Origin of the sequence: Bacillus tequilensis KCTC 13622 (assembly GCF_000507145.1) — a bacterium.
GTDB lineage: Bacteria > Bacillota > Bacilli > Bacillales > Bacillaceae > Bacillus > Bacillus tequilensis.
Map to the genome: position 1 here is coordinate 1 of NZ_AYTO01000018.1, position 11,549 is coordinate 11,549.

The following is an 11,549-nucleotide window of genomic DNA, read 5'->3' on the forward strand; positions in this document are numbered from 1 at the left end:
AAGCTCTTCAGCGCCGATGGTAGTCGGGGGTTTCCCCCTGTGAGAGTAGGACGCCGCCAAGCAGATTTTTTATATCTACCATGTTTGTTTATGAAGCTTATATTATTCCGCAGTAGCTCAGTGGTAGAGCTATCGGCTGTTAACCGATCGGTCGTAGGTTCGAGTCCTACCTGCGGAGCCATTGCTTCCATAGCTCAGCAGGTAGAGCACTTCCATGGTAAGGAAGAGGTCAGCGGTTCGAGCCCGCTTGGAAGCTTATCTAAAATACGTTGATCTTATGCAGTTTCCGTGAGATATGGAACTGTTATTTTTTTTGTCTAAAATATGCGGGTGTCATACGGGTGGCAAATTAGAGAATTTCTCTAAAATGTCCCCGTTTTTAATATATTATTGATTGCATCAGCAACTAGAATATCTGATTCACGGTTAGCGTGAGTGTAAATATTCAATGTGGTTTGGACGTTAGCATGGCCAAGCCTCTGAGAAATAGCTTTAATGTTTAATCCAGGAACTTTCCCAATTTGATTTATTAACATTGTTGCGTGTGAGTGTCTCATATCATGAAGACGTCCTGGCTTAATATTGTGCCTCTTAGTGAATCTCTGCCACCATGTATTAGGTGAGGTTGGATACTGGGGTTGCCCCATATCCCTACCAAATAACAAAAGCTTGTTTGTTCCTCTCCACAATTCACCCAAGAGTAATTTATTCTTCTTGATCTCTCGTAGCAAAATAGCTGCTTCTTGCATTATATCTGGCGGCATCGTAACTTTACGGAAAGAGTTACTTTTAGGATCTTTAAACCGATAACCTTTCTTCTTTGTATATTGTAAAGATTCATCAATTCTAACTTCATTAGTATCAAAAAATAAATCTGTTTCATCGATTGCCAATAGTTCTCCTCTACGAAATCCACCTGTAAAAGCAAATTTAATCATAACTCTGTTCCTCAATGGAGCGTGTTCATCTAATAGCATAAAGATTTCCTTTATTTCTTCTTCAGTATAAATTTCATATTCATTGTACTTTTGTTTTGGCCGCTTTACATTTTCAGCAGGGTTTTCTTTTATAATTTTCCACTCAGCTGCTCTTCCTAAGATATCTCTAATGATCCGATATCTTGCATGAATGCTTGACGTTGAGACATCATTTTCCCGTTGGTATTCTTCTAAAAAATTTAATATGTGAATGGGCTGAATCTCGTCTAAGTACATGTCTCCAAAATAGGGCTGTATTTCTTTCCCTATAATATATTCATAAGTTTAACGAGTAGATGATCCAGGGCATATTTTTTCTCCAAGTCCTCTATGAACATATTGAATGTTCGTTTGTGCGGTGTGATATAAGCGCCTGCTTCAACTTCTGTTTTGAATTTATACCATTCACTTTCCAGGTAATTACGCAGCTTTTTAGTAGTTTTTAATAAAGCCGGATCTTCTATTCTAATTGTTTTGACCTTTCTTTTACGCTTGCTCTTTGTACCGATATCAACAACTAATCGAAATGACTTTTCACTTCTTTTTTCAATTGTTGGCATATAAAATCTTCTCCCTTTCTTTATTTTTTTGAATCATGAATGATTGGTACTTAAGGCTGAATAACTTCCGGAAGTACATATCTAATCTTTTTTTCGCAAAAGGATGAGTAACCTGAAAAAGCTCAGATATGAGATTTGTAGATTCCCGCTTGGTTGCCGGTAATTTGATGTTTTTCAGCATAAAGCTTGGTACAGCAAAGTGATACATAAATGCATTTGCTTGGTTCTCCTGTAATTCTTTAAAAAGTGTGGGTAATTTGTATTGAACACCCACTGATTTATGTGATGGCATAGTTCATGGGAAAAGTCTTCCCATTGCTTTTTTTTTGGGAAATCGTGAATCTAGAATAATGCAAGCCATTCCCAGGAGTTTTATTGCTGCAGATGAACGGTTTTTGTAATGGACTATTATTTTTAACCTATCTGCAATTAGTTCCAAGTCCCATGAACCAGGCTCTGTAATACCGATGCCAGCGTAAATTATCCGTATTCTTTCCTCAAGAAGTGATAAATGATACAAGGTAAAGCCTCCTACTAACGAAACGCAAACATAAGTTTGATTTTATAGTGTAAAGAAAAGCCCCCTAAAGAGCTTAACTACTATATTTAGTTTATATCTAATTTAATAGTCTTTTCTTTTTTTATAGTTATATATGATTCGCTATCATAAGTGTCTCCCAGAACAAGGGTCAAAGAATTTATCTCTTCTGGATCCCCGTCATATATAACTCCTATTGTGTACTCATCTTTAGCGTTCCCGTAGATATCATGTGGCCCATTCTCCATAAGGTAATTATAAGCATCTGGATTCTTCAAAGATATACAGTGCAGAACTCATTTGGATGAAGCCGGCTTATGCTCTCTTAGAATCGCTTGGCACATATTATGTTAGGCCGAAGCCTCCACGATGACGCACTGCTATTACTTTCATGATAGAGAGTTAACAAAATACGGAGGGATTTTTCCGCTCCATTGGTTAATAAATTTTCAAGAAGTGGATGAAACTCTGCTTGATCAGATAGAAGAGAAAAAGGAGATGCCGGCAGGTGAATGGCAGCAAATGAGTTTGTGTTAGATGTAGAACTGAACAATTGATATAACACATGTTTAGTAATACATATAAAAAAGAAGAAAGGCACAAAATTATGCCTTTCTTCAAGGATTATTAACTTGTAAAAGCATTTCCTCTTAATTTAACAGTAACGCTGGATGTGTTTTCTGCTTCTAGGATATAAGTTTTTGATGAATCAATCGCTGATGCTGGAATTGAAAGATAAACATAACCGTTTGCACTACTTTTGCCTGACCATACTGCTGAGCTTTTCCCACCTGATTTTTTTTCATAAATGGAGTATACAACTGTAGGAGTTCCAGCACTTCCGCTTTCTTGATAACCATCTATTGAGAAGGAAGAGCCTTTACCAAAACTAAATGTGTCTAAAGTTGTAATAGACTTGGAGCCCAATGAAACTGAAGATGGCCAACCCCAGGTAGCAACACTCGTTGCAAGAGTCTTGAAATCTTGCACATTATTTTCAGTTTTTTGCGTCATGCTAGGTTCTTTTGCTGAAACAACACCATTTGCTGAAAGAGCTAAAACAGTGACGGATAACAATGATACTAATGTTTTTTTGAATTTCATAAAATCACTCCTATCATTTTTTAGCTTACAAAATAAGAATTCCATAGTTAGAGAGAAATTCCTTCAAAAAAATGTAAATAATTTGTGAATATTGAATCTGAAAGGATAAAGAATAATGAAAAGACTCCTAAAACCGGTAACCATTTTATCAATTTTATTAACGGGTATACTGACATTCACATCGCCAGTCAGTGCTGCTTGGTCAGGATATCAAACGAGCAAAAAGGTTAGAGTATATACTGATGCCACAACATATTCAAAGAGTGCTACATCGGCAGACTGGAAGGCGCAGAAAACAACGTCAGGCCGTGTATTTTATTCAGCTATGTTAATCAGAACGGATAATTACAGTAATTCAGGAGCGCAGCGGGGGAATTTCACATCGGGCACACCGTTAAAGAAATTCAGCTTATCAAAAACGCGGCCGGGAACATATCAAGTCGTTATTAATCTATACAGTGATTCAAGCGAAAGAAATTACATCGGTACAGCAAGATCAGCAAAAATTCATATTAAGTGAATTTGATAGACTTCGCGGACATCGAACATACTGCCAGAATGGCGGCGTGATCGGTGCCCGCTTCTACTATTTAGGAGATATCATATGCAAGCAGTGCAACAGTTGTCATTTATTCCGGAAGTGAATGAAAAGGAAGTGCGAAACACAGTCAGAACTGAAAACGTATAGATCACTAAAAATTCAAGCGGAAAATAGGAGAGAGCAAAAGGAAAAGGGAGTCATTGGGTTATTCCCGCAACTGCGGAAAAGCACCAAATATAATGAGCTGAAGTTCAAGCAGATGGATAGGGCGCTAAAGCACTGCCTTGATCAAGATGAATACAGCATCATAGAAAAGAAATATTTATCTCAGGAAAAAATAAAGGATCTTGAAATCATGATTGAGCTGGGCCTCAAAAGAGATAAGTTCTATCAGGTGAAAAGACAAGCTATATACAATATCGCAACAGCGCTCGGAATAATCTGAGCGCTGTTTTTTTATGTTTAATTGTAGTATAAATATGGAAAAGGGGTGTGCGCTATGTTGATAAAATTTTTAAGGTCAGAACACGTATCAGCTTTTTTAGATGGTTCTCTTTTCTTTATGAATACTGGTTATTTTATAGATTTAGAAAAGAACGATGCAAAAAATAAAGGAATTGGAGACCAATACGAAGGGGCCCACTTTAGGATACTAGATAATAAGAAAGATGTGTTGAGTATTGAAATTGATGGTAAGTATCACGAAATTCCCTATAATAGAGGGTTTGCGACTCGAAATAATACATCAGTACACCAATTACTTTTAAGTTGCTTTACATTTATCAAATTTAATTCTGAAAATTTTTATCTGGATGGTTGTAAGGATGAAGAATATGTCTATAAAATCAAACCAACAGTAATAGAAGGATTGGAAAAAGAATTTGAAGGTCGTATATCAGTTTTAATTAATATTGAACTTTTCTTTAAACGATTTGAATCAATAGTAGAAAAAAATCATTTTAGAAGAGGATTGGTTCAATATTTTGATGAATACGCGAATTATCCATTATCGAAGGACCAACTCGAAAAAGATCCTATCTTGGCGCTCTTTTACAAAAGAAAATACTATGAACAACAAAAAGAATATAGAATCATTTTGGCGAATCCATTAGGGCTAGAAAGCAAAACAATTGAGCTAGGTGATTTAAGAGATTGTATTGTGCAATTTGAAAGTATTCAAGATCTAGAAAGAAGGATGATAGTCACAACAAAGCCTACCGAGGAGCATTCTGTTTAATGAGTGCTCTTTTTCGTTTGGCGATAAAACGCCGATAAAATACCGACAAAAAGCCGATAAAATGGGTACTTTTTTAAATCGTGTTTTGTCATACGATAGAGACAAGAAAACGAACGTGAATAACAGTCCAAAAAGGAGATACCTACGGACGCTGATCTTTTGTACATGGAAATTTGTACAGCTGATTAGTGGCCGTTTTTTTATGGTCAAACCAGGAGACGCACCTTTCCTTTATCAAGTGTGCACTCGGATGTATCGAATGACTATGAAGGTCGTTAGCTTCACAGGAGGAGCGGCTGGAGTCTATGCAGTATTGCGCGCGATAATCACGGGGAACGCAAGCGGTGAGATCCCGCTTGGAAGGAAAGTCTTAAACCGGCTCTCCATTTTCTTTGCTTACCTCCTGGGGGAAATCGGTGGGCCACAAATAAATAAAAGCGAATAGCGTAAGGCGGTGCTTATTCGGCAAGGAGAAACGAGAATAAAATTTAGAGATTTTTTGACTGTTGATGATAAAAAGAAACTTTATGCTTTGGCTCGAAAAATGAGCAGCTTTCCAGAAAAGAATGGGAAGAGATTATGGGTGCCAAAAGGGACACATACAAAAGAGTAAATGGACGGATTAGGCGGAAATGAATTCAATAGTTAAACTCTAAGAGTTATTGTAATAAAGATATAAAACATTTTTAGCAAAATTTCCAAACTAGATCCCTTTCTTTTTATATAATAAAAGAGGAGCATTTTTGAATGCTCTGTGAATTAATTTAGAGGGGGAGTCATTTTGAGTGAATTTACAGAAAAAGAAGTAAAAAGAGCAATAAGAGACTTTGAATCCGCAGTGCATGATGTGATAAATGCAGGATATACTACTTATCAAGCCAAGATTAAAAGACTTGTTGACTTGTCTAAAAGTAATAGAGTCATCAGTTTTATTGTAGGACCTATTTTTGAGCTAAACGTAGACCTTAATGAGGTCCATTCGCGTAGAAATGGAAGTGGTTGGATTGAATTAAAACTCCCATCAAATATGGATGAACACATTGCTTATGTTTTGAAAATTTTTCAATTAGTTTCTGAAGATAAACTATCTCTTGAAAATGAAAGCTTCCTTATATATAAGCAAAAAAGAATTGCAGATAATATACAATTATACATATCAGATGTATGTTATCCTTGTTTAAGAGAGCTTATTCACAAATTAAGTGACTTGGTGGAAGATAAGGTTGATGGAAAAAGTGAGATATCAGATGCTTCACTTAAAATAATAAATTATGGGACTCTCACAGCACAAAATGGAAGTACCATAGCTGTTGGGAAAAATATTAGCCAATCAGTAAACTTTAAAAGTATAAAAGAAGATATTATGGAGAAAGTTAAGGAATCCGGGGTAGTATCCGAGGATTCTTTAGGAGAAGTAGAAGAGCTCGCAGGTGAATTGGAAGAAGAGTTAAATCGCGATGAACCAAATCACTCAAAATTGAAAAGGTTTGCTCAGAAGGCACTTGAAATTGGTGAGAATGGTTTGCTTAAAGTTCTTACTACTGTTGTTACAGATCCGCGTTGGGGCCAAGCTGCTGCACAAGCCTTATTAAATATTTAAATATTAACAAAGCATTCTTTTTAGAATGCTTTTTTTATTGGAGGTAAAACATGATAATAAAATCCATTCCGGTTAAAAAAATAAACCCCGCTCCTTACAATCCCCGGATTGATCTTCAGCCAGGTGATCCCGATTATGAAAGAATAAAAGCATCTATTGAACGGTTCGGTAATGTCGAGCCGCTTGTTTGGAACGAAAGAACAGGAAACCTTGTAGGTGGCCATCAGCGGTTCAAAATACATATGGAGAATAACCTTTCAGAGCTTACTGTTTCAGTGGTGAATCTCAATGATAACGAGGAAAAAGCCTTAAATATTGCACTTAACAAAACAGGCGGCGATTGGGATGAATACAAGCTCGAACAAGTTTTAAGAGAGCTTGAAGAAAATAATTTTGATCTGTCCTTCACCGGCTTTTCAGAAGGCGAACTAGAAAGTATTTTAGAAGATCTGACAGAGCATGCAGGGAACGGCGGGAAGGTTACCGATAATCATGAAATCAATCTTGATGATTACGAAGAGGATCAATTTGAACATACCTGCCCTAAATGTGGATTCTCTTTTAATGAGTAGGTGAGCAATAATGAACAGTTATAGATGGTATCTGTCTGATCTGAAAAATGTTGAGCAGAACGGATTGAAGGTTTTTAGTACATTTTCATGTGGTGGCGGTTCCTCCATGGGTTACAAGCTTGCTGGATATAACCTTCTCGGAAACTGTGAAATTGATCCGCAAATGATGAAAATCTATAGAAAGAATCACGATCCTAAATACTCGTTTTTAATGGATATCAGGAAATTCAACAAATTGGACGATCTGCCGGGGGAATTATTCGATTTGGATATTTTCGATGGTTCCCCTCCATGCAGCGTTTTTTCAATGGCTGGTGATCGTGAGGATGCTTTGGGAAAGGAAAAAGCTTTCAGAGAGGGACAGGCTAAGCAGTCGCTTGATGATTTATTTTTTGATTACCTGGATGCAGTTGAAAGACTGAAGCCGAAAACCTTTGTAGCCGAGAACGTGAAAGGCATGATCATTGGCAAAGCGAAAGGGTATGTGAAGCTTGTAATAGAAAGAGCGAAAGAAATCGGGTATGACGTTCAGGTATTTTTGTTGAATGCTGCCACAATGGGAGTCCCGCAAAGAAGAGAGCGGGTCTTTTTTATTGGCCGGAGAAAAGATCTGAACTTACCTCAGTTAAAGCTCTCGTTTAATGAGCGGCCTATTCCTTATAAACAGTTTAGGAGTGGGCGTGGATCCAGATTGAAAGAGACATCAAAATTGTATAGGAGATGGGTGAAGAGAAGGCCATCAGATAGCAACATAGGTGACATAACGAAAAGGACAGAAGGGAAAGAATCTAATTTCAATACGATTTTAGTGAAAAACAGTCTGGTGCCGCCTACTTTTGCAAGTGGTTCTGTCTTTGTCCGATATGACGAGCCTTATTATATCTCTGAACGAGATATTATTTTGATGCAGTCGTTCCCCTTAGATTATGATTTCATGGACGCTTCAGTGCAGTATGTCTGTGGCATGAGCGTGCCGCCTCTTATGATGAAAGGGATAGCGCAACAAATTCATAATCAGTGGTTCAGTAATTAAACTGCATAAGAAGGTAAGCCTGGTGAATATCTTCTTTTTACTTTAAAAGAAAAAAGCATAAGGATATTTTATGATATCTTTATGTAGATTTAATTTAAAAAAGAAGAGGGGATAATTTCTATGGATAGTACAGCTTTAATAGTTATTGACTTACAAATAGGTGTTCAGCCTAAAAGTGTTCCACTGCATAACTTAGCGAATGTATTAGACGGTGTTAACCAAAGAATTTCTTTATTTAGAGAAAAAAATAATCCTATAATTTTTGTTCAACATAATGATAGCGATCTGGTTATTAATTCTCCAGAGTGGAAACTATTTCCGCACCTGGATTCTAAAGATACAGATATTTATATTAATAAAACACATGCAAACGCATTTTATAAAACTGATTTGAGTGACCAGCTAAGAAACTTAAATATAAATAAACTTGAAATTTGTGGTGCGCAAACTGAATATTGTGTAGATACGACTATTAGAATGGCTCATGGATTAGGATATAAATTATTTATGAAAAAAGGATTAACTACAACACTTAACAATGATCTTCTAGGAGCCAAAACAATCATTGAGCATCATGAGAATCTCTGGAATAATCGATTTTTAACGTTTTTATAAATAAGGGGTCAATATAGCAAATGCTTGAATGATCATTTTTTAGAACAAAAATAAAAAGAGAGAAACTCCCTGTCAAAGAGCGTGATCAAGACGCGGCCGCGTTGTGGGAAACATCACGCTCTCATCTCATATTGTAATGGAGGACAGGGAGGATGGCAATAGAAAATAGAAACGTATGTTCCCTTTCTGATGATGAAAAAGAGAATCTCCTTCTCCTGCATAGTGCCGAGTTGTTAGAGAACATCAGTCAATCAAAAGAGAAATACCGAAAAATCATTCAGGTAGGTATCGCCCAGTGGGTCAAAGACTTCCAAAGTGGCCATATCAAGGTGAATACTGTGGACGATTTAAAAAAGCTCATAGAGCTTGATATAGAGCTTCAAAAAGATGAAGATTTGTACTAATTAATCACATAGCAAAACGCCATAAAAACTTCTTATGGCGTCCGCTATTCACAGGGAGGTGAAATTCAAAACATGTCGCTTTGGATGGAAAAACCTAAAGACTAGTAAAGGAATGAAGCACCAACAATGATTAACAGGATGAATAGCACCACAACTAACACGAAGGAGCTGTTGTAACCATTTGTCATGTTATCACCTCTTCCTTTGGAGATAGTATAAGATATGCAAAACAATAATTTTCGACATAGATCTAAGTCTAAATAAGAAAAAATGAATATTTTGTCTAAATGTGTAACAGCGGACACATCAGCATATTTATATAAAACAAACTCAAACTTAATTATGAGGTCCGGAGGTGGGTGAGATGTAATGCCGAGACCACGAGATCCTAAACGAGATGAAGCGTTCCGTCTGTGGGAAGAAAGCGGCGGAACCCGCTTACTAAAAGATATAGCTGAGGAGCTCGGTTGCTCCCCGTCACTTATTCGTAAGTGGAAAAACCAAGATCATTGGGAAGAAAAATTGAATGGTAACGTTACTAAACAAAATGATAAACCCAATGGTAACGTTACTAAACGCCCTGGTGCTCCAAAAGGAAGTAAGAACGCCAAAGGGAATAAAGGCGGCGCAGCCCCCAAAGGAAATAAAAACTCGGTGCGTACTGGCGAATATGAATCAATCCTATTTGATTTCATGGATGATACAGAAAAAGAACTGTTTGGCCAGATCGAAACAGACCCGCTCTATCAAATTGATCTAACAATAAGGGAGCTGAGTCTTCGAGAGCGGCGCATGATGCAAAGAATAAGCCGCATAGAGAGTGGCTTGAATGAAACGCAACGCCGCGTCCTTCAGCAATTGCGAAAAGTAAAAGACATCGTGCCGACCAAGGACCAAAAAACCGGTTTAGTGAAGCACCAGGCACTTATGAATGAGCGCCTTGTAGTTACAGAAATTGAAGAGGTATCTGAGCCGAGCATTGATAAAATTCTTCGATTAGAGGAGGCGATGACCCGCGTAACTGATAAGCGGTTAAAAGCCATCCGTCAGAAACATGATATGACTCGATCAATGGATGAACAAGAATTGAAGCTGCGCGGCATTTATCTTACGAATGAGACAAAACAGGCAGAGCTTGAACGACTCACCGCTCGTCCGGTTGATAATTCAGTTCATATTACGATAAAGCGCAAGCGTAAGGATGAGGACAAATGATTGAAAAGGTAAAGCCAGTAAATCCGCACTTTGAGGATTTTCTTTTTGATTGGAATCAAAAGTTTCAGTTTCTAGTCGGCGGTTATGGATCCTCGAAGAGTTATCATGTGGCGCTCAAGATTGTTCTGAAATTACTGGAAGAGAAGCGGACCGTTCTTGTTGTAAGGGAAGTATACGACACGCATAGGGACTCAACCTTTTCCCTCTTTGATGAAATTATCAATGACCTTGAGATCGATCATATTGTTAGATGCGTGTCTTCACCAATGCAGATCCGCTTTCCGAACGGCGGCCGGATCATATTTAAAGGGCTGGACAAGCCGGCTAAGCTAAAATCGATCAATAACGTTTCTCTCATATGGATTATGGTAGACAACCGAGAAATAATAAAACCCAACTTAGAAAAAGCTTTGAAAAAAATCGAGGAATTACAAGTTGATGAAGATAACAGGGGACTTGTACTTTCTTATAACGATTTTACGAAAGAAATAATAGTTGTTGATCGTCAACTTTTCTTCTATAGAAAACATAGAAGTATGGAATGGCCATGGGAAAGTATGATAGCGGAAATAGAGGAGAGTAGGTTAAAGCAATTCTCTGATGAGATTCAATAACACTAAGATAAAAGCGAGCCTTTTAAAAGTGGAGGACAGGTGGCAATAAGGTGGCAAACATGATTTTTTGCCACCTTTCTAAATTTGTCTAAACCATATTGACAATTATCAAAACCCTGCTATAATTACTTTTGTCCTAAGAAACCGGATTTAAACTTTCAAGATGCTCTTTTATGGTAAGGAAAAGGTCAGCGGTTCGAGCCCCCTTGGAAGCTTTATTAAATGTATTATTACTAAGGTTTCCTCAAAAAACGAGAAAGCTTTTTGCGATATGCGGAAGTAGTTCAGTGGTAGAACACCACCTTGCCAAGGTGGGGGTCGCGGGTTCGAATCCCGTCTTCCGCTCCATTTTATCCCAACGGGATATTGTAAAATTGATTGCGCCCGTAGCTCAATTGGATAGAGCGTTTGACTACGGATCAAAAGGTTAGGGGTTCGACTCCTCTCGGGCGCGCCATTATTCTAATAGAATAAAGAAGAAATCGGGAAGTAGCTCAGCTTGGTAGAGCACATGGTTTGGGACCATGGGGTCGCAGGTT

At 37.6% G+C, this 11,549-nt stretch carries 14 protein-coding genes, 4 tRNA genes and 2 pseudogenes; 14 read left to right on the top strand and 6 right to left on the bottom strand.

Annotated features, from left to right (window positions below):
- Positions 1 to 106: 106 nt before the first annotated feature.
- Both V756_RS0107190 and V756_RS0107195 read left to right on the top strand, forming a co-directional pair.
- Positions 107 to 181, top strand: a tRNA-Asn gene (locus V756_RS0107190).
- A gap of 2 nt (positions 182 to 183) precedes the next feature.
- Positions 184 to 256: transfer RNA gene (locus V756_RS0107195), tRNA-Thr, on the top strand.
- A 106-nt stretch (positions 257 to 362) separates the two neighbouring features.
- Here the strand turns inward: V756_RS0107195 and V756_RS01000000122015 are convergent.
- The 5 genes from V756_RS01000000122015 to V756_RS0107225 all read right to left on the bottom strand — a co-directional run bounded on the left by V756_RS01000000122015 (position 363) and on the right by V756_RS0107225 (position 3,179).
- Complete coding sequence (locus tag V756_RS01000000122015) at positions 363 to 1,250, bottom strand: site-specific integrase (RefSeq protein ID WP_309441144.1); 888 nt, start codon at positions 1,248 to 1,250, stop codon at positions 363 to 365.
- Positions 1,244 to 1,537, bottom strand: a complete 294-nt coding sequence (locus V756_RS1000000124335; protein ID WP_255210020.1) for a hypothetical protein — start codon at positions 1,535 to 1,537, stop codon at positions 1,244 to 1,246. Before V756_RS1000000124335 ends, V756_RS01000000122015 begins: the two co-directional genes overlap by 7 nt.
- Positions 1,524 to 1,829, bottom strand: a complete 306-nt coding sequence (locus V756_RS1000000124710; RefSeq protein ID WP_368086257.1) for an ImmA/IrrE family metallo-endopeptidase — start codon at positions 1,827 to 1,829, stop codon at positions 1,524 to 1,526. The genes V756_RS1000000124335 and V756_RS1000000124710 overlap by 14 nt, the downstream gene beginning before the upstream one ends.
- A 3-nt stretch (positions 1,830 to 1,832) precedes the next feature.
- On the bottom strand, positions 1,833 to 2,057 hold the full coding sequence (locus tag V756_RS1000000124340) for a hypothetical protein (protein ID WP_024714069.1): 225 nt from the start codon (positions 2,055 to 2,057) through the stop codon (positions 1,833 to 1,835).
- 645 nt (positions 2,058 to 2,702) lie between these two features.
- The gene (locus V756_RS0107225) at positions 2,703 to 3,179 is read right to left on the bottom strand and encodes a hypothetical protein (protein WP_024714071.1); all 477 of its coding nucleotides are present in this window, start codon (positions 3,177 to 3,179) and stop codon (positions 2,703 to 2,705) included.
- A 115-nt stretch (positions 3,180 to 3,294) separates the two neighbouring features.
- Between V756_RS0107225 and yqgA the strand changes: the two genes are divergently transcribed.
- The 8 genes and pseudogenes from yqgA (at position 3,295) to V756_RS0107270 (ending at position 9,181) form a co-directional block, all read left to right on the top strand.
- The gene (gene yqgA, locus V756_RS0107230; protein ID WP_024714072.1) at positions 3,295 to 3,699 is read left to right on the top strand and encodes a cell wall-binding protein YqgA; all 405 of its coding nucleotides are present in this window, start codon (positions 3,295 to 3,297) and stop codon (positions 3,697 to 3,699) included.
- Positions 3,700 to 3,783: 84 nt separating this feature from the next.
- A pseudogene (locus tag V756_RS01000000122025) lies at positions 3,784 to 4,165 on the top strand (ArpU family phage packaging/lysis transcriptional regulator).
- 54 nt (positions 4,166 to 4,219) lie between these two features.
- Positions 4,220 to 4,957, top strand: coding sequence for a hypothetical protein (locus tag V756_RS0107240; RefSeq protein WP_024714073.1), 738 nt, complete (start codon positions 4,220 to 4,222; stop codon positions 4,955 to 4,957).
- A 781-nt stretch (positions 4,958 to 5,738) separates the two neighbouring features.
- Entirely contained in the window at positions 5,739 to 6,557 is an 819-nt protein-coding gene (locus V756_RS0107250; RefSeq protein WP_024714075.1) for a hypothetical protein, read from the top strand.
- Between the two features lie 50 nt (positions 6,558 to 6,607).
- Positions 6,608 to 7,129 (top strand): ParB N-terminal domain-containing protein, encoded by a 522-nt coding sequence (locus V756_RS0107255; RefSeq protein ID WP_024714076.1) that lies wholly within the window; start codon positions 6,608 to 6,610, stop codon positions 7,127 to 7,129.
- 10 nt (positions 7,130 to 7,139) lie between these two features.
- The gene (locus V756_RS0107260) at positions 7,140 to 8,162 is read left to right on the top strand and encodes a DNA cytosine methyltransferase (RefSeq protein WP_024714077.1); all 1,023 of its coding nucleotides are present in this window, start codon (positions 7,140 to 7,142) and stop codon (positions 8,160 to 8,162) included.
- 120 nt (positions 8,163 to 8,282) lie between these two features.
- Positions 8,283 to 8,777, top strand: coding sequence for a cysteine hydrolase family protein (locus V756_RS0107265; protein WP_024714078.1), 495 nt, complete (start codon positions 8,283 to 8,285; stop codon positions 8,775 to 8,777).
- Positions 8,778 to 8,929: 152 nt separating this feature from the next.
- Positions 8,930 to 9,181, top strand: coding sequence for a hypothetical protein (locus tag V756_RS0107270; RefSeq protein WP_024714079.1), 252 nt, complete (start codon positions 8,930 to 8,932; stop codon positions 9,179 to 9,181).
- Positions 9,182 to 9,282: 101 nt separating this feature from the next.
- Here the strand turns inward: V756_RS0107270 and V756_RS1000000123365 are convergent, their stop codons facing one another.
- Complete coding sequence (locus tag V756_RS1000000123365; RefSeq protein ID WP_081719797.1) at positions 9,283 to 9,369, bottom strand: YjcZ family sporulation protein; 87 nt, start codon at positions 9,367 to 9,369, stop codon at positions 9,283 to 9,285.
- A 181-nt stretch (positions 9,370 to 9,550) separates the two neighbouring features.
- Here V756_RS1000000123365 and terS point away from each other — a divergent pair, with 181 nt between their 5' ends.
- From terS to V756_RS0107290, 4 genes and pseudogenes are all read left to right on the top strand, one after another.
- A complete protein-coding gene (gene terS, locus V756_RS0107275) occupies positions 9,551 to 10,396 on the top strand; it encodes a phage terminase small subunit (protein ID WP_024714080.1) in 846 nt (281 codons plus the stop codon).
- Positions 10,393 to 10,923, top strand: a pseudogene (locus V756_RS1000000124345) (PBSX family phage terminase large subunit); the annotation flags it as partial. The gene terS and the pseudogene V756_RS1000000124345, both read left to right, overlap by 4 nt.
- Positions 10,924 to 11,283: 360 nt before the next feature.
- Positions 11,284 to 11,358: transfer RNA gene (locus V756_RS0107285), tRNA-Gly, on the top strand.
- Between the two features lie 32 nt (positions 11,359 to 11,390).
- Positions 11,391 to 11,467 (top strand) — tRNA-Arg (locus V756_RS0107290).
- The last annotated feature ends 82 nt before the right edge of the window (positions 11,468 to 11,549 follow it).